General features: G+C 66.4%; 14 protein-coding genes and 1 pseudogene. 11 read left to right on the top strand and 4 right to left on the bottom strand.

Annotation, left to right across the window (positions count from 1 at the left end; translation table 11 throughout):
- Window positions 1–5: 5 nt before the first annotated feature.
- The 4 genes and pseudogenes from macS to AC51GT_RS14150 all read left to right on the top strand — a co-directional run bounded on the left by macS (window position 6) and on the right by AC51GT_RS14150 (window position 5222).
- Complete coding sequence (macS, locus tag AC51GT_RS14135) at window positions 6–1229, top strand: MacS family sensor histidine kinase (RefSeq protein WP_496322638.1); 1224 nt, start codon at window positions 6–8, stop codon at window positions 1227–1229.
- On the top strand, window positions 1229–1900 hold the full coding sequence (locus AC51GT_RS14140; protein WP_496329178.1) for a response regulator: 672 nt from the start codon (window positions 1229–1231) through the stop codon (window positions 1898–1900). The genes macS and AC51GT_RS14140 overlap by 1 nt, the downstream gene beginning before the upstream one ends.
- A 94-nt stretch (window positions 1901–1994) precedes the next feature.
- Entirely contained in the window at window positions 1995–4028 is a 2034-nt protein-coding gene (locus AC51GT_RS14145) for a DUF2339 domain-containing protein (RefSeq protein ID WP_496329179.1), read from the top strand.
- Between the two features lie 267 nt (window positions 4029–4295).
- Window positions 4296–5222, top strand: a pseudogene (locus AC51GT_RS14150) (alpha/beta hydrolase).
- A gap of 28 nt (window positions 5223–5250) precedes the next feature.
- On the opposite strand, the gene AC51GT_RS14155 reads toward AC51GT_RS14150, so the two are convergent.
- The gene (locus AC51GT_RS14155) at window positions 5251–5895 is read right to left on the bottom strand and encodes a TetR/AcrR family transcriptional regulator (protein WP_496329180.1); all 645 of its coding nucleotides are present in this window, start codon (window positions 5893–5895) and stop codon (window positions 5251–5253) included.
- Between the two features lie 65 nt (window positions 5896–5960).
- Between AC51GT_RS14155 and AC51GT_RS14160 the strand changes: the two genes are divergently transcribed.
- Entirely contained in the window at window positions 5961–7340 is a 1380-nt protein-coding gene (locus tag AC51GT_RS14160) for an MFS transporter (protein WP_496329181.1), read from the top strand.
- Window positions 7341–7421: 81 nt separating this feature from the next.
- On the opposite strand, the gene AC51GT_RS14165 is transcribed toward AC51GT_RS14160, so the two are convergent.
- The 3 genes from AC51GT_RS14165 to trmB all read right to left on the bottom strand — a co-directional run bounded on the left by AC51GT_RS14165 (window position 7422) and on the right by trmB (window position 12433).
- Window positions 7422–10748 (bottom strand): MMPL family transporter, encoded by a 3327-nt coding sequence (locus AC51GT_RS14165; protein ID WP_496329182.1) that lies wholly within the window; start codon window positions 10746–10748, stop codon window positions 7422–7424.
- 111 nt (window positions 10749–10859) lie between these two features.
- Complete coding sequence (locus AC51GT_RS14170) at window positions 10860–11603, bottom strand: NYN domain-containing protein (RefSeq protein ID WP_496322645.1); 744 nt, start codon at window positions 11601–11603, stop codon at window positions 10860–10862.
- Window positions 11600–12433, bottom strand: a complete 834-nt coding sequence (gene trmB, locus AC51GT_RS14175) for a tRNA (guanosine(46)-N7)-methyltransferase TrmB (RefSeq protein ID WP_496329183.1) — start codon at window positions 12431–12433, stop codon at window positions 11600–11602. Before trmB ends, AC51GT_RS14170 begins: the two co-directional genes overlap by 4 nt.
- A 126-nt stretch (window positions 12434–12559) precedes the next feature.
- On the opposite strand from trmB, the gene AC51GT_RS14180 reads away from it, so the two are divergent.
- From AC51GT_RS14180 to AC51GT_RS14205, 6 genes are all read left to right on the top strand, one after another.
- Window positions 12560–13438, top strand: coding sequence for a hypothetical protein (locus AC51GT_RS14180; RefSeq protein ID WP_496329184.1), 879 nt, complete (start codon window positions 12560–12562; stop codon window positions 13436–13438).
- Window positions 13429–14838, top strand: a complete 1410-nt coding sequence (locus AC51GT_RS14185; RefSeq protein ID WP_496329185.1) for a hypothetical protein — start codon at window positions 13429–13431, stop codon at window positions 14836–14838. The genes AC51GT_RS14180 and AC51GT_RS14185 overlap by 10 nt, the downstream gene beginning before the upstream one ends.
- Before the next feature lie 85 nt (window positions 14839–14923).
- A complete protein-coding gene (locus tag AC51GT_RS14190; protein ID WP_496322649.1) occupies window positions 14924–15286 on the top strand; it encodes a DUF6802 family protein in 363 nt (120 codons plus the stop codon).
- A gap of 480 nt (window positions 15287–15766) precedes the next feature.
- The gene (locus AC51GT_RS14195) at window positions 15767–17596 is read left to right on the top strand and encodes a phosphoenolpyruvate carboxykinase (GTP) (RefSeq protein WP_496322650.1); all 1830 of its coding nucleotides are present in this window, start codon (window positions 15767–15769) and stop codon (window positions 17594–17596) included.
- A 332-nt stretch (window positions 17597–17928) separates the two neighbouring features.
- The gene (locus AC51GT_RS14200; protein WP_496322651.1) at window positions 17929–18711 is read left to right on the top strand and encodes an ABC transporter ATP-binding protein; all 783 of its coding nucleotides are present in this window, start codon (window positions 17929–17931) and stop codon (window positions 18709–18711) included.
- Window positions 18711–21248, top strand: coding sequence for an ABC transporter permease (locus tag AC51GT_RS14205; protein WP_496329186.1), 2538 nt, complete (start codon window positions 18711–18713; stop codon window positions 21246–21248). The genes AC51GT_RS14200 and AC51GT_RS14205 overlap by 1 nt, the downstream gene beginning before the upstream one ends.
- The last annotated feature ends 42 nt before the right edge of the window (window positions 21249–21290 follow it).

Genomic DNA, 21290 nt, shown 5'->3' on the forward strand with positions numbered 1-21290 from the left:
GTGGCGTGACCCGATCCTCGAGCGCACTGCGGCGACCATCCGGCACCGACGACGATCCGGTGGCGCCGCTGTGGCGCGGCGCCCAGGTGTTTCGTCTCCTGAGTTACCTCTACGCCTTGGGTTTTCAACTCGCTGTCTACGACGACTACGAGCGGGCGGGCTGGAGCTGGTTCTGTTTTGCACTGCTCACGCTGTGGACGGGCGCCAGCACGATCCTTTATCTGAAGGGACCCGGGCGTCGCTGGGGCTGGGTCGTCACCGATCTGGTGGTGGCCTGCGGTCTGATCGTCGCGACCAGAGCGCTGGCCTCGGCGCAGTGGGCCGCGGACAACCAGTCGTTTCCGACCACGTTGTGGGCGACCAATGCAGTTGTGGCCGCGGCGATCCTGGGCGGTCCGGTGGTGGGCGCGGTCTTCGGTCTCGCGGTCCGGGTGGCCAGCGCTGTGGCCAAAGGTGGCTACGACCTGAACGTCGGACGGGATGCGACCGTGGTGGTGTTGCTGGCGGTGGGTGTCGGCGTCGGGCTGGCCGCCAATTCGGCACGTCGCAATCAGGAGCGGATCACCCGGGCCCTACGCCTGGCCGCGGCGGCGTCGGAACGGGATCGGCTCAGCAGGCAGGTGCACGACGGGGTGCTGCAGGTCCTGGCCCTGATCAGCAGAAGGGGTGCCGAGATCGGTGGAGAGACAGCCCAGCTCGCGCAGATGGCCGGCGAGCAGGAGCGTTCGCTACGCCGGCTGATCGCCGACATCGAACCGCCGCTGATGGACAAGGGCGCGGCCGAGGTGGATCTGCGCCTGCTCCTGCGACCCCACGCCGACGATCTGGTGACGGTGAGCGAACCGGGAGAACCGGTGCTGCTGGACCACTTTCGGGCAATCGAACTCGAGGCGGCGGTCGTCAACGCGCTCGACAACGTACGGTTGCACGCCGGGCCCGGAGCGCGGACGTATGTCCTTGTCGAAGATCTCGATGACGAGGTCGTGGTGAGCATCCGTGATGATGGGACCGGTATCGCCGACGGCCGCCTCCGTGAGGCAACCGCCGCGGGTCGGCTGGGTGTGTCGCAGTCGATCGTGGGCCGGATCGAAGCACTCGGCGGTACGGCGGAACTCGACACCGGCCCCGGTGAGGGAACCGAATGGGAACTCACGGTGCCGAAAGGGACGGGTCATGCAGGGCCGGGTTCGGACCCGGGTGTGACGAACAAGGACGAGGGGCGGATCTGATGGCCGATACGGGGCAGGGAATGCTGCGGGTGATGGTGGTCGACGACCATCCGATGTGGCGCGACGGAGTTGCCCGCGACCTGTCCGACGCGGGGTTCGACGTCGTGGCCGTTGCCGACAGCGTGGCCGCCGCGACCGCACGTGGCCGTGCGGTTCGACCGGATGTGGTGCTGATGGACATGCAGTTGCCCGACGGCAACGGAGCGCAGGCCACCGCCTCGATCCTCGAGAACTCTCCCCACACAAGGGTGCTCGTGCTCTCGGCGTCAGATGAACGCGACGACGTACTCGAGGCGGTCAAGGCGGGCGCCTGCGGCTACCTGGTCAAGAGCGCATCGAAGGAAGAGTTGCTGGCGGCGGTGCGGTCGACGGCGGCCGGACAGGCGGTGTTCACCCCGGGGTTGGCCGGCCTGGTACTTGGCGAGTATCGGCGTATCGCCCGCGACCCCGGTCGGGCCGTCGACGCGCCGGCCCTCACCGACCGGGAGACCGAGGTGTTGCGGTACGTCGCAAAGGGGTTGAGTGCCAAGCAGATCGCGTCGAAGCTCACCCTGAGTCACCGGACCGTGGAAAACCATGTGCAGGCGACCCTGCGAAAGTTGCAGCTGGGCAATCGGGTCGAGTTGACCCGTTACGCCATCGAACACGGACTCGACACCGAATCGGAATGAGCCGCCCGGCGGCCCGTCCCCTCGTGGTAAGTCCCTAGGTGAACCGAGTAGTGCTACTCATCCGCGACGACGCCCGCCCCGCGACGATCGATACATGACCCAACCGAACGAAGCTGTCATCAGCCGACTGTCCACTGAGTTCACCTCATTGTCGAATCAGTTTGCTCGTGTGTCGGGCGATCTGAACGAACTGCATTCCGTGCTCACGCAGCTCAAAGAGCAACCAGTACGCCCGCAGGCAACCCCACCACCTGCACCGGTCCTGCATCCCCAACCTGCGCCGGCACCGCAACCGATCCCGCCGTCGGTGGCACAGGTCCCGCCGATGTCGGCGCCGGTCCCACCGCCGCAGGCCTGGCCGCCGCACCCGAAAGCCCCTGCGGCCCATCGGTACGGCGCGCCTGCCCCGAGATCTCAGGCCCAGCGCCCACCGGCCCCCACCGCTCCCTACGCATCGCACCACGGTGCCACCGCCCCTCGACCGCCCGGACCCCCACCACCGGCCACACCGACACTGTGGCAGCGGTTGACCGCTGAATCCGGCGGTGGCCTGATCGGCAAAATCCTCGCGGTCGCCGGTGTGACGGTGACGTTGATCGGCGTGGTGATGATGCTCGTTCTGGCCGCGCAGGCCGGAATCCTGCGGCCGGAGATCAGGGTCGCGGCCGGTGGCGCGCTGGCGATCGCGCTCATCGTGATCGCGATTCGGATGGCACAGCGTCCCGGCGGACGGGTAGGTGCGATCGCACTGTCGTCCACCGGGATTGCCGCTGCTTACCTCGATGTTGTTGCGGTGACCCGGATCTACGACTGGCTACCCGATTACGGCGGGCTTGTTCTGGCCGGACTGATCACGTTCACCGGATTGTTGTTGGCCCGTCGCTGGGATTCGGAACATCTGGGACTGCTCGTCCTGGTGCCGGTCTTCATCCTCGCTCCCGTGCTCACCGAGGGACCGTCTCTGTTGTTGGTCGGATTCATGTTGGCCATGGCGATCGGATCGTTCCCGATCCAACTCGGCCAAGACTGGATCTGGTTGCACGGGGTCCGGGTCATCGCCGGAACGTCGGCGCTTCTCGCGTGGATCGCGGCAAGCGTTGTCGGAGGCGACACGCACGTCGTGTCGGGGGCGGTCGCAATGGTCGTCCACGCCGCATTCGGGACCATCACCTCGGCGGTTCTGGTGCGTGGCACCAGGTTGCCCTCGCTGACCGCGCTGTTCGGTTGCGCCACCGCACTTCCGATCCTCCTGTCGCCCCTGGTGTTCGACCGGACGGTCGCTGCGGGACTGATCTGGGGATCGGCCGCACTGCTGCTGGCGGTGGCGTTGACAGCTCGTGGCCGGCACTCCCACATCCGGCACATCTACGCAACAGGTGCTGCACTGGTCGCGGTCATCGCAGTGGCGGTGGCCTTCGAGGGTCCGGTGACCGCCCCGGTGCTGCTCGCGATGTCGATCGTGATCGCGGTGGCCGCACGGCACGATCTGATCGGACGGATGATCGCCACGGCGATCGGAGTTCTCGGCGGGTTCGGATACCTGGCCATCTCTCCGCCGGAGCAACTGTTCGAATCGTCTGAACTCGCTGTTTCCCATGCTGTTTCGGTGATCGTTGCCAGCCTTCTGGTCGTGGCTGCCATCTGGATCCTGATGTGGTCGTGGTACCGGGCCGCGGAACGTCATTCGGCCGGGAACGTCCAGATCTTCGGAATCCTCGGCGCACTGGCCTCGCTCTACGCCGTGACCGCGTTGACGGTGAGTGCCGGCGTCGCGCTCGGTGGTCCCGACGGAGGGTTCCTCGGCGGCCACGTGGCGGCAACCATCTGCTGGATGGTCGTCGCGGCCGGTCTGTTGGTCATCTCCATCTCGATCGCGAAGGGTCGCCGGATGTTCGGTGGCATCAGCCGGAACATCGTTGTGGGCGCCGGACTCCTGCTGGCCGCGGCGGCAGTGGCGAAGCTGTTCCTCTTCGATCTGGCGACCTTGAATGGCATCTTCCGGGTCACGGTCTTCATCGTGGTCGGCCTGATCCTGTTGGCGCTGGGTTCGGGATACGCCCGGGCACTGGGGCAGGGCGGCGCGACGTCTTCACCGGATCAACCCTCGCCGCAGCCCATGGGTGTCTGACACCCTCTGGCACAACCGGATTGCAGTCCCCTTGAACCCCCTGGTCCGTCAGCCTTATGGCGGCGGGCCAGGGGGTTTGTCAGGTGGGACCGGCCGCGACGGTACATCCGATGGTGGTGTTCCGGTGCGGACTGGGTGCGGGATGATCCGGTGGACAACAGCTTCGGTCAGCGGTCTCGACCCGGCTCTGTGTGCGCCCGGCGCGCAGTGCTCATGAAGCCGGAAAGCGAGTTGTCACAACTGCCCCCATCGTCAAGACTCGGGTGCATGAGCGTGATCGAATATACCGAGGTCGACCGGTACGCGAGCTTCCTTCCGGAAGATCGTCGCCGGTCCATGCGTCCACCGACCACCACCTGGTGGCCATGGCGCGACCATCGGGTGCACATCGCCCGGGCGGTGGCGCCGGAGGCGTCGGCCCGAGTGCTTGTCGTCCACGGCGCCGGTGGGCATGCGGGCGCGCTCTGGCCGTTGGCCGGCGTCATCGCCGCCGAGAACATTGACGTACTCGTGCCGGATCTGCCGCTGTACGGCAGGACGCGATGCCCCCAGCGGCGTGCGGTGCGGTACCGACACTGGGTGGATCTGCTCTGCGGCCTGGTGGTCGCCGAAAAGGCAGCGGACCCGCGTCCGCTGATCCTGTTCGGCGCCAGCATGGGTGGACTGCTGGCCTATGAGACCGCAGCGCGGACAGGCATTGTCGATGCGGTGATGGCAACATGCCTGCTCGACCCGAAAGATCGCACGGCGCGAGAGAGCGCCGCACGTCTGCGGGTCATGGGGCGTAGCGCACCCCGTACGTTGCCGATGCTGTCGCGTGTCGCCGGTGATGTGGCAGTACCGATTCGCTGGCTGTCGCCGATGTCGGCGATGAGCAATGATCCCGAGCTCGCGAGGTTGTGCGCCTCGGATCCGATGGGCGGCGGAAGCCGGGTGCCACTGGGATTTCTGGCCGACTGGTTCACCTTTGAGCACACCCCGCCCGAGCGGTATCGCGGTCCGGCGGTGACGCTCGTGCATCCCGGAGCCGACAGGTGGACTCCGCCGGAGAACAGTGAACGTTTCGCCAAACGTATTGCGGGAACGAAACATTAGCTGCGGTTGGAGAATTGCGGACACTATCCGGTGGAAGAACCCGGACTCACGCAGCTCGAGGCGGCCGTGCGGTCGGTGCTGGATTCGGTGACGGCGTAGGCGCGCGCCCGGGCCTCCCGGCCTCGGATCAGCGGGCGTAGGCCCGCAGGAATGTGTCGAGACCGGCCATCACGGCGCGGGTGAAGTCGTCGTCGCTGATGGTCACCGTCCCCAGCCGGCTCATCTCCGGCAGTTCCGCGCTGATCAGGGCGAGGAACTGACGGGCGGCCAGCGCCGGGTCGGGGATGGACAGATGGCCGGCCCCGCTGAGTCGGGCGAGTTTGTCCGCGAGCAAGGCGAGCACTGGCGCGGCGGCATTGTCGAGAACGTATTGATAAACCGACGGGTCTCGGACGACCGCCGCGTGCAGCTGTCGGTTGAGTGAGATGGAGCAGTGGCTGCGCCCGCAATCGGCCAGCCGCAGGGCGGCCTCGGACAAGACCTGCCGCCACGCGACGCAGTCGGGATCGATCTCGAGGACGGCTTCGGTGGCCCGGGCGTTCAGGGTCTGGGCGGCAAAGGCGACATGATCGCGAAACAGCTGTTCTTTGCTCCCGAAGTGGTTGTAGATGGTCGGCTTCGACACCCCCGATTTGGCCGCCACCGCGTCGATGCTGGTGCGCTCGTATCCCTCATTGTCGAAGATCTCACCGGCCGCTCGCAGGATGGCCTCCCGCTTGCCCGGACGCAGTCGTCTCGCGGGTTGTTCGCCGGTGACCTGCGTGGACGTCATGGTTGCAGATTCTACCCGCCACCGACTCTTGACTACACTAAACGGTGTAGTTTAGTTTGATCGACATGGCCATAGACGTGGAGAAGCCGCCGGCCGGACAGTCCGAAAAGGCTCCGGCGCTGATCATCGTGCTGTTGGCGCTCGCCGCCTTCATGGCCGTACTCGACGGCACAGCCGTCACCACCCTTCTCGACCAGTTCGGGGAATCCTTCGATGCGCCGATGACGTCGGTGGTGTGGGTCGTCGCGGGCTACCTGCTGGCGGCCGCGCTGGTGCTGCCCGTCTCCGGCGCTTTGCTGGAGAGGTTCGGCGGGCGCAAGCTGATCGTCACCGCGCTGTTTCTGTTCGTGGCCGGCTCGGTACTGACGACTGCGGCCTGGTCGATCGAGAGTCTGATCGCCTTCCGGGTGCTCCAGGGTTTCGGTGGTGGATTGCTGGAGCCGACGTCGCTGAGTCTGGCGGCGGCGGTCGCCGGCAAGGAACGCATGGGCAAGGTGATGGGGCTGCTCTCGATGGTGATCAATTTCGCGCCCATCGCAGGGCCCCTGCTCGGCGGCTTCCTGAGCGGCCCGGACACCTGGTACTGGATCTTCTGGATCAACGTACCGATCGGTGCAGTGATCCTGGTGGGTGCGTTGATGTTGCTGCCGAAGCGGACGCCGGGTGAGGTGGGCGCGGCCGGCCGGCCGGACATCAGGGGACTGTTGTTGCTGTCGCCGGGCTTTGCCGCCGTGCTCGTCGCGGTGGAGCAGGCCGGCAGTGGATCGCCCTGGCGGATAACGATTCCCGCCCTTGCCGGGGTCGCACTACTGGCCGGCTACGTCTGGCACGCACTTCGTACACCCGAGCCGGTGATCGACCTCCGGATGCTCACCAGGTCGCGCGGCTACGCGGCAAGTCTCGGTGTGATGGCGATGGTCGGTTTCATCATGTATTCGCAACTGGTGATGTTGCCCGAATTGGCCCGCAACGAGTTCGGGCGAGACGGTGCGATGGCGGGGATCATCGTCGCGTCCCTGGGTCTGGGACTGTTGTTCGGCATGAGTGTCGCAGGGGCACTGAGCGATCGGATTGGGCCGCGCCCGCTGGTATCCGGCGGGGGTGCACTCACCGCGGCCCTGATGTTGTCGGTGGCGCTGACCATCGATGTGATCGCACTGCCGGTGTTACTCGCCCTGTACGTGTTGATCGGCGTCACCTTCGGATCGGTTGCCTCGCCGACCTTCTCCAACGTCTACCGGGTGGTCCCGGAAAGTGCGGTGCCGCAGGCCACCACATCGCTGTTCATCACGGTCCAGCTGGCCGCTGCCGCCGGTGCCACCCTGATGGGTTTGTTGCTGTCGGGGTCGTCGACCGACTGGGCGGTGAACCTCGGTGTCCTCGCCGCTGTGGCGGGCACCGCCGGAGTAATCGCACTGTTGCTGCCGAAACAGTTGTCGCAGTAGGGGATACGGCGGTCGAGGGGACGCGGCTGAAACCAGTACCGGCCGACCGTTCGGTGAACGGCCGGCCGGTACCGGTGTCGATCAGTTGTCGGAGTCGTTGCCGCGACGGAGGAGATCACGGACGCTGATCTGCCCATCGCCCCGACCGCGGGCCCGCCGCCCACCGCTCGACGAAGAATCCTCGGACTCGACGTCCTCCGGTTGTTGTTGCTGCTGCGGCTGCGGCTGCGGCGGTTGTGGCGCCGGAGTCGGTGCAGCGGGCTGCGGCCGGTTCTGCCGCGGCGGAACCGATTGCGCCGGGTTGCGCGGTGCTGCCGACTGCTCCGGATTGAGCGAGGCGATCAGCGGCGCCCCACCGTGCGAACCCAGTTCCGGGCGACGCCGCAACGGGCTGCTCTGCTCACCGTCGTACGGACCGGTCGTCGTGGGACCTCGACCCGAAGGATCCTGTCGCCCGGCCGGAACCGTTCGGGGACCGGGACTTCGGGGCTCGGCGGGCCGACTGGTCGGTCCGGTCGTGCCGCCGGACTGGATCGGTTGCGGACGCGGTGGGCGACCCGGCTGACGCGTCGGTTCGGATCCCCCGACGGGAGTTCCGTTGGTGGGCATCGACGGGCCGGTTCCGGAACCGTTGGTGGCCGGGCCATCGTTGCCGCCCAGGCGGATACCGCCTGCGCCCAGGCTCCAGCCGCCGGTGTCGGGCCCATTCCTGCGGGCATCACCCCGACTGGGTGTCCGGGGGACGACCGGATCGGAATTGGGCGCCGGACGACTCGGTGAACGCCGGATCGGTCCGCTGACCGGGGGCTCCGACGGACGGGCAGGACGGTGTACCGGACCGGAATCGGTCCGGGGTGCGGGCATCCGGCCGGTGGGTGCGGGCGCCTGACCATTCCGGTTCGGCAACGCCGCGGTGGAACCCGGTGACGGTGGCACCCGGGGACCCGACGGCCGGTCCGGATCGGATTGGCCGCCACCACGTCCGGAACCGGGCGATGGGCGAGGACCCTGGGGTGGCCGATTGACGGGGCCGGACTGCCGGGTGGGGCCGGCGGCGGCACCGACGGCGACCGGTTGTTTACGGTCGGTGGCCGAGGATGTGCGGAAGGCAGAGGTGGGTGCCTCGGCGACAACGGCTCCCGCCATGCGGTCACCGCGGGCGGCCTGAGCCGAACGGCCGGCACCGATTTCGTCGTCGAGGATCGTCTCTCCGAGCCCGATCTTCTCCTGCACCTTCTTCATCCACTGCGGAGCCCACCAGCAGTCGTCGCCCAGCAGTTTCATGATCGCCGGCACGAGCAGCATGCGGATGATGGTGGCGTCCAAGATCAACGCGGCGATCATGCCGAACGCGATGTACTTCATCATCACGATCTCCGACAGACCGAACGCCCCGGTCACCACCACCAGGATCGCGGCGGCAGCGGTGATGATCCGCCCGGTGTGCGCGGTGCCCCGTCTGATCGCATCGGTGGTGCTGGCACCCTTCTGTCTCTCCTCGACCATGCGGGAGAGCAAGAACACCTCGTAGTCGGTCGAGAGGCCGTAGATGATGGCGATGATCAGCACGAGGACCGCAGACATCAGCGGGCCAGGGGTGAAGTTCGCGATCGATGAGCCGTGACCGTCGATGAAGATCCACGTCAGGATGCCGAGGGTGGCACCGAGGCCCAATGCCGAGACCAGCGCCGCCTTGATCGGCAACACCACCGAGCCGAACGCCAGGAACATCAGCAGGCTCGTCACCAGGATCAGCATCACCACCATCAACGGCAGGTCGGAGAGCAATGCGTTGATCGAATCCTGGGTCAGTGCCGGCGTTCCGGCGACGTACATCTGCAGACCCTGGGTGTCGATCGCCCGGAGTTCGTCGACGGCCTCACCGGCTGTGTTGATGTCGATCAGGCCGGCCGACATCTCGACGAGGTCGCCCTCGGCCAGAGCCCCGTCGAGGGTGAACTCCTTGGTGAAACCGGGGATCTCGTTGGCCTGATCGGCGATCGCCTGCAGTTTGGCCGCGTCGTCGTTGCTCTCGGGGTCGTAGAGGATGACGAGCTTGATCTCTTCGGCACGCTCGGTGGGGAAGAACTCGTCGAAGTGCTGCTGTGCGACGCGGGTGTCGTTGCTCGGCGGCAGGTACTTCTCGGTGATGCCGCCGAACTGGATGCCGGCGAACGGGATGATCAGGGCCAGGAGCAGCAGGACCACGGGGATCGCGATCTTGAGCGGATGCCGCATGACCCAGCCGGCGAGCTTGCCCCAGAAACCGTCCTCGACCTCTTTTTTGGTCTTGGTCCGGCGCAGGAAGGAAAAGCCCCACATGTCGATCCGGGGACCGAGGATCGACAGGATCGCGGGCAGGACCGTCAGGGAACAGACGGCGGCGAGGGTGACCGACGCGATCGCACCGTAGGCCACCGACTTCAGGAAGCCCTGCGGGAATATCAGCAGACAGGCCAGCGCGGCCACGATGATCGTCGCCGAGAAGACCACCGTCTGCCCGGCGGTCATCACGGTTCTTCGAACCGCGCTCGGGGTGTCATAGCCCTCCGCGAGTTCCTCTCGGAAGCGGCTGACGATGAACAATCCGTAGTCGATGGCAATGCCGAGCCCGATCAGCGTCACCACCGATTGGGCGAAGACGTTCAGTTCGGTGACCTGGGCCAGGACCTTCATGATGCCGAGCGAGCCGGCGATCGTCAGACCACCGACCACCACCGGCAGACAGGCGGCGATCACCCCGCCGAAGATGAAGAACAGCATGATCGCCACCAGCGGCAGCGCGATGATCTCCGCGCGTTTGATGTCCTCGTCCATACCGGCCGACATCGCGCCCGAGACCGGTTGCAGACCGGCCAACTCGAACGTTGTGCCAGGTAGGTTGTACTTCGTCGCGAGATCGTCGAAGAACGGGGCGACCTTCTTGTAGTTGTTCAGGATCGTGGTGTCATCGTCACCGCGGATGCCGATACTGATGAAGGCGTGTTCGAGGGAGTCATCGAACAACCGGTCCCGGATCTGTTGCTGAGCGCCCTTCTGGAACTCGTTGGTCGTGGCGGAGAACGGGTCGATGATGCCGGGATCGTTGCGGTCGACGATGTCCGGGTACTGCGCCACCAGATCCTCGACGATCTGCTCGACCTTGACCCCGAAGGCCGGGTCGTCGACCTTGGTGCCGGCCGGCGGCGTGACCAGCAGGATCACGTCCGACTTGTGGTCGCGGCCGAGGATCTCGTCGCGCAGCTGCGAGCCCGCGACGGACTCGGAACCGGGATCGAACCAGCCGGACTGACTCAGATGCTTGTTCAGGTCGAGACCGTAGAGGCCGAGACCGGCCATCAATGCGACCATCACCGCGATGACCGCAAAGCGCATCCGGTACACGAAGTTGCCTATGGCACCAAACACCGCAGCGTCCTTTCTGTACTCAGGCCGTCATTGTGGTCGCGCAGATTCTCATCGGCGGATAGGTGGTCACATCGGGGACCGGGCGTGCACACCACTGTGGATAGTTTGCTTTCAGTTCTGGCGGCCGGACAGCAACGCTGTGAGCGGCCGGAAGGGAGCCAACCAGGCGCCTTCCTCGGGAAGCGAATCCAGGTTGATCCGCGGCAGGGGCTCGCGGAACACACCGGGGATGTCCTCAAGGTCTACAAACTCCAAACTCTCCGACGTCAGTGCCCACGCGGCGTGTTCCCGGAAACCGAGTACCTGCACGGGCACACCATCGGAGGCCACATCGAGCAGCAGCTCCCGGAAGGCCTGCCCGTCCGCCGATGCGACGATCAGACCGGCCAGCCCCACAGTGTGCCTACGCAGCTCGATGTGGTCGAGCATGTCCGAGTCCACGTCGCTGTCTTCATCGACCTTGGGCTTGGCAAAAACAGCAAAACCAACATTACGCAACGCCTCGACCCAAGGCCGGACCACTTCGGCGGTACCAGGGGCGATGTTGGTGAAGACGGTGGCCTCGGGGATCGGTGAGTAACCGACCTTGGGACGGTCCTGACCTTCGGCGGCCACCCGGGGCACCGATGCGGAGATGTCCGCGGTCCGGCTCAGCAGCCACCGGCCCAGCGCGTCGAATCGGGGCCGGTGAGCTGCGGTGGGACGGCCACCGAGGATCGAACCGAGCCCCATGTCGAGGTTGGGGGCATCCCAGATCAGGAGGACCCGCGATTCCTGGCTCGCGCCCGAGATGGTGTGGGCGACCGAGTTGTCGGGTCCGCGGGCGGCGTCATCGCCGTACGACGCGGGGCTCATCGGGGCACCCGTGTGAGAACGAACTCAGTGACCGGGCGACCTTCGACCGCGGCCCGTCCTTCGAACTTGGTGACCGGGCGCTGCGTGGAGAACGGGACCTTCTCGTCGGTCGGGACCAGCAGGGACTGCCCGGCGAGGACCTCGGCGATCGATTCGGCGTACTCGGCGTGGTCGGTCGCGATGTGCAGTGCGCCACCGTCGGCCAGGACCTCGGCGATCAGTGCGACGGTCTCCGGTTGCAGTAGCCGCCGCTTGTGATGCCGGGCCTTCGGCCAGGGATCGGGGAAGAACACCCGGACCCCGGTCAGCGATGCCGGCGCGAGCATGTTCTTCAGGACGATGATGGCATCGCCCCGGATGATCCGGATGTTCGTCAGGTGTTCCCGGTCGATGGCTCCGACGAGCTGGGCGATGCCCGGCCGGTAGACGTCGACCGCGATGACGTCGTTCTCGGGTTCGGCGGCCGCCATCGCCGCGGTCGAGGTACCGGTTCCGCAGCCGATCTCCAAGATCAGCGGTGCACTACGGCCGAACCATGCGACGGGATCGATCCGTTCGGTTTCGCTGACGTCGCGGCCCACGGACGGCCACAGGCGCTCCCAGTTGGCCTGCTGGGTGGGGGTCAGACTGCCGCGCCGGGTCCGGAAACTGGTCACCCGGGGATAGAGCCGGGCGCGTTCGCGGCGCTGGGCCTCATCAGCGGCCGAGGGGGAGGTATCGGCGACCTCCGGCAGGGCCGGGGAGGGGACGTCGGATTCGGTATCGACGCCCTGGTCGGTGTCCGCATTCGGGTTCGAGCGTGGGCTGGTCACCGGCCCATAGTCCCGCATTACGCACGGATGTGACAGCAGGGGTTGACCAACCACCTGCCGATTGTTACCTGCAAGTGACCGGAACCATAGCGACACGCGCCGCGTCTGACCTGTTGGCGGCTGGTTTTCCTCCGGGAGGGTGAATTGGATCAATCAGATCTGCGGATCGGGGATGCGGCGTATGCCGATCTGGCGGTTCGGCTGCAGACGTTGTCTGCGCGGGTAGCGGGAGCCGCCGACCTCGAGCGGTCGGTGGCGGAGCTGCACGGTCCGCTGCGGGTGGCGGTGACCGGACGTTTCGGTACCGGTCGTGACACGCTCGCCAGCGCCCTGCGCCGCCGCTTCGACGTCAGTCCGATCGGCCCCGGCGACAACCCCGAGGACGCCGACGCCCGGCTCCATCTCCTGGCGGGCTGGCCCCGGGCCGACGACATCGTGGCGCTGGCGGGCAGTGACCCCCGAGGCAGTCTGGTGCTGCTGGGGAAGGCGGACAGTCTGGGATCCTGGCCGGCAGCGCGGACCCGGGCTGCGGAGTGCGCCCAGGAACTGGGCCGACCGGTGATCCCGGTGATGCCGCTGCTGGTGGTCGCCGATCTCGGTGAGGATGAGATCGACCTGCTCTCGGAGATGGCCGCGGCCGGCGAACACGTGCCGCCCATGCAGGCCACATTCGTCGACGTCGGCGGACCGGGGCAGCGGCTGCAGCGGATGGCGTTGCTGCGTCGTCTCGACGCCTACGGAATCGCCGCCGCGATCGCGGTCCTGCGCCACACCCGCTGCTCGGCGGCGGAGATCTCCGAGCTGCTCATGCAGCGCAGCGGGCTCGATGCGTTGATCGAGCCGCTCCGGGCCTTCGCCGCCGCCGCTCCGGCCGTACGCCTGCGCCGGGTGGCAGCAGAACTCGAAATCCTTGCCGCACAGGGTGTTCTGCGCGACGAGATCGAAGATCTGCTGGCGGGATCGATGCTCGCCGCCGCGACGGTGGGGCAAACTGCGGCACCGGAGGCCCTCGGATGGACGTGATGCAGATGAGGTCGGTCATCGCCGAGGTCGCCGAGTTGACCGGAAGCGGGCTGGCCGGCATCGACGCAACCGATGTCGTGGTCGGCGGCACCGGCAAGGTCGGGGTCACGTCGGTGACCCGGGTCCTCGGTGACCACGGAGTGCGGGCCCGGGAGTTGTCCGAATCGGGGCGACGGGCGGCGGTGGCGTTGCTGATCCTCGACCCGTCGTCCGGGGTGTCCGACACCGAGGTCGACGTGGTGCGGCGATTGAGCGGATGCGCGTCCCTGGTGGCCGTGGTCTGCAACAAGATCGACGCCTACTGGGATTGGCCGACGTTGCTGAAGGTCAACCGGGGCATCGTCGACCCCGACGGCAGGATGCCGATCTTCGCCGTGTCGGCGGCCGCGGCGCTGGCGGGTCACCAGCTCGAATCCGGGTTCGATGAACTGATCGAGTGGCTCGACGACCAGGTGAACGGTCCGGCCCGCCCGGAACGACTCGAATCCCTCGAAGCGGAACGGCGCCTCGACGACCTCATCACCGAACTCGCGACCGAGCCCGGCGACCCGGCCGCGGATCTGCTGGCGCAGCGCGCGACCGTCATCGCCTCCCGTGACCGTGGCCGGTCCGACCGGCTGGCGGCGCTGCGCGGGGGCGTCAACCAGATCCGGGCGGCAGCCGTCACCGAACTCGACGATGCGGCACGCGAGCTGTCGGCCGCTGCCGCGGCCCGGGCGTCCGCAGTGAACCGACCGGGCGCCGAAGAGTTCGAGCGGTGGCTCCGCGGAAGGCTCACCCGACTGCGGGATCGGGCCCAGCAGCGCTTCGACGAGGACCGCAGTGCGCTTGAATATCGGGCGTTGCTCGGCCTCGAACCAGTGGGACCACCGCCGGCCCGCCCGTCGGTGCCCGTCGAGTTGCCGCCGGTGCCCCCGAAGGGTCGAGGCGTGGAGGAGGCCTTGCTGGTGGTCTTCGGTGCCTCCGCCGGACTCGGTCTGGGCCGGCTCCTGGTCATGCCCCTCTCCGCGGTCCACACGCTGCAGTGGATCGCGATGCCGCTGACGCTGCTGCTCGGGGCCGCGATCGCGGTCGGATTGGTGCGGTTGCGGCGCCTGTCGTCGTTACGAACGTCCATGGCGGCCTGGGCAGGCGAAGCGATCGCCACCACGCGCGGTCGCCTCGAACAGGATGTGGCGCGTCAGGTGCAGGCCGCCGAATCCGTGATCGGCGGCAGACTGGCGCGGTTCTACGAGCGTCGGGCGCAGACGGTGTCCGACCAGGTGGCCGAACTCGACATGCGGATCCGGGTGGGCCGCCGGTCGGCCCCCGAATCACGGCAGCAGGATCTGCGCCGACTCGAGGCGGCGGTCCGGGCGCGGGACCGTCTCGACGAGGTCCTCGTCGCCATCGGTCACTGATCTGCTCGGCGCGGAACCAACGGACTCCTCCGATGCGTCCAAGGCATCGGACCTGCGACCACTACAACCCCCGGGGGCGCACGAGATGGATGGCGAGTTCGGACCCGAGTTCTGTGACGATCCGGTCGATCGGGGGCCGGCAATTCACGCGGCCGCCGCGATCACCCCCGACCTCGTCGGGGGGAGCGATCCGTACGACAACCTGTGGATCGTCGAGAACGACAGGGTCTGGGATCTCGGTCCCGCCGATCTGGACACCGACGCAGACGGGGTGGCCGACTCCCTGACGCGCACCGGTCCGGCGGGGATGACGGTCTACACCGACAGCGATCGTGACGGACAGGTCGATCTGATCACCGAGGTGAACCGCGACGGCGGATACCGGACGTCACGGCTCGATCCGGACAGCGGCCGATGGACGGCCACCGACAGCGGTCGACTCGAATAGGGAATTCGTGAGCTCCCGATAAATGTGTCGTGCAAACAAATCCGATATTCACGAAGATCAACTCGATCGGAAATGCCTTGTTTTAGTTGCGTGAAGTAACTCGTTGGCCCGACAAGGAGCGAATGCGCGGGGCCTTCCAACCGAACCCGGTGCCGCGGTCGGTGGAGGTGGTGCCACCAGCTCTTCCCTCCTGGTCACGACTGCGCTCACGTGCGAAATCACGGAGGAGCCGGTGGATTTTCACGGACAGCGCTAAGCTCGAATAGCCGATTTCGCGATTATTGTCACAGCTGTAACTTGGACTGCGATCAAGTATTTGATCACCTCGCGTGATGAGATGTGCCGTAACGCACGTACCCGATTGACCGGATCGGGTGCGGTCGAAGTAATCTGACAACGCACCCCACGGAGGGGCTGACCGGCGCAGACGCACACCTTGGCGTTACCGACACCGGCCGGTCACCAGCAGGAGAGATAACAATGACTTCAGCGACAATTCCTGGTTTGGACCCCGACAGCGCTCCCACGTCGCACTCTGAGCTCCTGGCTTGGGTGCGGGAGATCGCCGAACTGACCCAGCCGGACCAGGTTGTCTGGTCTGACGGCTCCGACGCCGAGTGGGATCGCCTCACCGCAGAGTTGGTGGCGGCAGGCACCCTGACCAAGTTGAACGAGGAGCGCAAGCCCAACTCGTTCCTGGCCCACTCCGACCCCGCCGACGTCGCGCGGGTCGAGTCACGGACCTACATCTGCTCGAAGAACGAGGTCGACGCCGGCCCGACGAACAACTGGGTCGATCCGACCGAGATGCGCGCCACGATGACCGACCTCTACCGCGGCAGCATGCGCGGACGCACGATGTACGTCATCCCGTTCTGCATGGGACCGCTCGGCTCGGACGACCCGAAGCTCGGCGTCGAGATCACCGACTCCGCCTACGTCGTGCTCTCGATGCGGATCATGACCCGCGTCGGACCCGAAGTGATCGCCGCCCTCGGTGAGGACCGGTTCTTCGTCAAGGCGCTGCACTCGCTGGGCGCGCCGCTCGAAGCCGGCCAGCAGGATGTGCCGTGGCCGTGCAACTCGGAAAAGTACATCACCCACTTCCCTGAGGACCGCGAGATCTGGTCCTACGGTTCCGGCTACGGCGGCAACGCGCTGCTGGGCAAGAAGTGCTACTCGCTGCGGATCGCCTCGGCGATGGCACACGACGAGGGCTGGCTCGCCGAGCACATGCTGATCCTCAAGCTGATCAGCCCGGAGGACAAGGCCTACTACATCGCGGCCGCGTTCCCGAGCGCCTGTGGCAAGACCAACCTCGCGATGATCCAGCCGACGATCCCGGGCTGGCGTGCCGAGACCCTGGGCGACGACATCGCCTGGATGCGTTTCGGTGAAGACGGCCGGCTGTACGCGGTGAACCCCGAATTCGGTTTCTTCGGTGTCGCTCCCGGCACGAACTACAGCTCCAACCCGAACGCGATGAAGACCATCGAGGCCGGCAACACGCTCTACACGAACGTGGCGCTGACCGACGACGGCGACATCTGGTGGGAGGGGCTCGAGGGCGAGCACAAGCACCTCATCGACTGGCGGGGCAACGACTGGACGCCGGATTCCGATACGCCCGCGGCGCACCCGAACTCGCGGTACTGCACGCCGATGGCACAGTGCCCGATCATGGCTCCCGAGTGGGACGACCCGCAGGGTGTGCCGATCTCGGCCATCCTGTTCGGTGGCCGTCGCAAGACCACGGTCCCGCTGGTCACCGAGGCCCGCAACTGGCAGCACGGTGTCTTCATGGGTGCCACGGTCGGCTCCGAGCAGACCGCAGCCGCCGAGGGCACCGTCGGTGCCATCCGCCGCGATCCGATGGCCATGCTGCCGTTCCTCGGCTACAACGTGGGCGACTATCTCAACCACTGGATCGACCTCGGCAAGAACGCCGATGAGTCCAAGCTGCCGAAGGTCTTCTACGTCAACTGGTTCCGTCGCGGCGACGACAAGCGCTTCCTGTGGCCAGGATTCGGTGAGAACAGCCGCGTGCTGAAGTGGATCGTCGAACGCATCGAGGGCAAGGCCGGCGGTGTCGAGACCCCGATCGGGATCGTGGCCACCCCCGAGTCGCTCGACCTCGACGGACTCGATGTGTCCGCGGCAGACGTCGCCGAGGCCCTCGCGGTCGACAACGACGAATGGCTCGGCGAGATCCCGTCGATCGAGGAGTGGTTCAACTTCGTCGGCGAAAAGCTGCCCACCGGTCTGCAGGACGAGTTCGACGCCCTCAAGCAGCGATTGGGCGCCGAGTAGTCCGAGGTCTCCTCAGACCGCATTGCATTCGCACAAGCACCTACAGGCACCGCCTGTGGGTGCTTGTGCATTATTGAGGTGGATCGTTAATCGGTTGCGTGTGATGATCGGGTTCATCCCTACTTGTCAGGACGAATCCAGATCGGTGGCGAACGCGGCCGGCGGAGGATGTGGGGGGAAAGATCAGGGTGGTCCCCGATGATTCGGGGGCGCCCGGGCAGTCACTATTTGTACTGCCCGACAGGCCGGCATCTTTCGCTGTATCCGCTCATCGCGAATCGGCGACGCCAGAGTTCGTCCATCACTGACCCGACATCGAGAAAGGCCAGAACATGACTGCCCCACCGACCGCAGTTGCAGCCCGCGCGACCGATTTGAGGAAGGTGTACGGCAGCGGCGACACGCAGGTGGTCGCGCTCGCAGGTGTCTCCGTGGACTTCGTCCGCGGTGAGTTCACCGCGATCATGGGCCCGTCGGGTTCCGGCAAGTCGACGCTCATGCATTGTCTGGCCGGCCTCGACACCGCGAGCAGCGGCTCGGTGAGCATCGGCGACACCGACCTGTCCGGCCTGTCCGACAAACAGATGACGATGCTGCGCCGCGACCGGATCGGTTTCGTGTTCCAGTCGTTCAACCTGGTGCCGACCCTGACCGCACGTGAGAACATCACGCTGCCGATCGACATCGCCGGCCGCAAGCCAGACCAGGAGTGGTTCGACACCGTCATCGGCCGCCTCGGCATCGGCGATCGCCTCGACCATCGTCCCAGCGAACTGTCCGGTGGACAGCAGCAGCGGGTCGCCTGTGCGCGCGCGCTGGTCGGCCGACCGGAGATCATCTTCGGTGACGAGCCGACCGGCAACCTCGACTCCCGTTCCTCGGGCGAGGTGCTCAGCATTCTGCGGGCCTCGGTCAGCGAGTTCGGCCAGACCGTGGTGATCGTGACCCACGATCCGCGGGCGGCCAGCTACGCCGATCGCGTGATCTTCCTCGCCGACGGTCAGATCGTCCAGGAACTCCGGAACCCCGACGCCGACGAGATCTTCGAATACATGAAGAACCTCGACGAGACCCCGTCGACCGGAGGCTTCGCCAAAGCTCCCCGGGAGCTGTGATGGCCTCGAACACCATGCGAAAGGTGTCGCTGAGAAACCTTGCGGCACACAAACTCCGGCTCGTCCTGACAGTGTTGTCGGTCGTGCTGGGCACGGCGTTCGTGGCCGGCTCGATGGTCTTCACCGCGACGATCTCCTCTGCCTTCGACGGGATCTTCGACAAGGCCGCGCTCGGGGTGGACACCCAGGTCTCGCCCAAGGATTCCAACTCGTCCGGCGTCCCGGATTCGGTGCTGACCCAGTTGCAGGACAACAAGTCCGAACTCGGTATCGCCAAGATCCTGCCGACATATTCCGGACCGGCAACCATCGCCAAGAAATACGGTAAGGCGTTGCAGACCGGGGGTGCGCCGAGTGTCGGCAGCGCCTTCGTGCCGCCGGAGCAGCGGTTGTCGGATGTCGAGAGCGACCTCATCGAAGGTCGCGCACCCGAGGCGCCGAACGAGGTGGCCCTCAACAAGTCGTCCGCCGAGGACGCCGACCTGCAGGTGGGTTCGACCACCAAGGTCGCGACCAGCCGGGGCAGCGATGCGCCGGTGGAGGTCACGATCGTCGGAATCCTCGATATTCCCGGGGCGACAAGTGGTTTCACGAACGTGCAGTTCCTCGAGTCGACGGCGCGGGACTTGTTCACCGATGGTTCGCACTCGCAGACGATCGATCTGCAGGCGGTGGCCGGGGTCAGCGCTGACGAGCTCAAGTCGCGGGTGGCCGGCCTGCTCGGCGACGACTACAAGCTGCGGACCGGCGACCAGGTCCGGCAGGACGAGAAAGACAACGTCAACCAGTTCCTCGATGTCTTCAACTACATCCTGCTGGCGTTCGCCGCCATCGGTCTGATCGTGGGAACGTTCATCATCTACAACACCTTCTCGATGATCGTCGCCCAGCGGGTGCGAGAGTTGGCTCTGCTGCGGGCGATCGGCGCGAGCCGAAAACAGGTCACCCGCTCGGTATTGCTCGAGGCGTTCGTCGTCGGATTGATCGGCGCGCTGGTCGGGTTGGCCGCCGGCATCGGTATCGCGGCGTTGCTGCGGGCGCTGACGGCATCAACCGGGCTTCCGAGCACGTCGCTGCAGGTCGGCCCGTCGTCGATCATCGCCTGCCTGGTGGTGGGTATCGGTGTGACGATGATCAGTGCGTATGCGCCTGCCCGCCGGGCCTCCAAGGTGTCGCCGGTCGAGGCGATGCGGGAGAGTGCGACCGACGGTCAGGCCTCTCTCAAGGTCCGGACCATCATCGGAATCGTGTTGGGTGTCATCGCAATTGTGTTGCTGGCAATCGGTGCGTCCGGGGAAGGCGGCAATGCGGCCGCCACGGTCGGCCTCGGTGCGCTGGTGATGATCTTCGCGGTGGTCTTCGCCTCCCCGGCGCTGTCCCGGCCGGCGGTCCGGGCACTCGGTGCGGTGCTGGCCCGACCGTTCGGCAAGATCGGGCAGCTGGCCCGGACCAACGCCGTCCGTAACCCGAGGCGTACGGCTGCAACAGCGTTCGCGTTGACGCTGGGACTGATGCTGGTCGCGGTCATCGGCACGCTCGGATCGACCTTCAAGGGCACGATCGACGACGCGATCGACACCGGGTTGAACGCGAACCTGATCGTCTCGGGTTCACAGGGAAGTGGGTTCTCGCCCTTGGTGAGTGAGGCCATCGGGGACATCGACGGTGTCGAATCCGTGGTGTCGTTCGGTGCGGTCCAGGCCGAGGCCGACGGTGAATCGGTCTTCGGTTTCTCGCCGAACGGCGACATGTACTCCGTGACCCCCTACAAGATGGTCGACGGTCCGACGACGATCGAGCCGGACGGCATCATCTTCAGCGAGCGGGTGGCCAAGGAGAACGGTTTCAAGGTCGGCGACGTCGTCGAGTTCAGCAACTATGACGGAACTGTTGTCCCGGTGACGGTGACCGGCATCTTCGAGGACAACCCGCTGGTCGATCCGTGGGCGATGGGCACCGACGCCTATGAGCGGCTGATCCCGGAACCGTTGCGGACGGACGTGTTCGCGGCGGTCAAGACCGTTCCGGGTGCCGATGTCGATCAGATCAGCGAACGGATCGAGGACGTCACCGCCGACTATCTGACGGTGAAGGTCCAGACGCCGTCGGAGTTCAAGGGCGAGCAGTCGTCGCAGATCGATCAGATGCTCAGTGTGCTGTACGCGATGCTCGGACTCGCGCTGGTGATCGCGGTGCTCGGCATCGTGAACACGCTGGCGCTGTCGGTGATCGAACGCAAACGAGAGATCGGTATGTTGCGGGCGATCGGCATGGCCAGGTGGCAGGTGCGCCGGACCATCTACGTCGAATCGTTGCTCATCGCGATCTTCGGTGCGGTCCTGGGCGTCGTGCTCGGTGTCGCGTTCGGTTGGGCGCTGGTGCGGACCCTGCGGTACTGGGGTCTGGGAGATCCCGTCCTGCCGACGGGTCTGATCATCATCACCCTCGTCGGGGCGGCCTTTGTGGGTGTGGCCGCCGCGTTGTGGCCGGCGTCGCGCGCGGCCAAGACCAAACCGCTGGAGGCGATCGCCGAATAGCCATCCCGACAGCGGGTCGTCACCGATCCGCTGTGCCCAAGC

Source organism: Williamsia sp. z34, assembly GCF_059553395.1.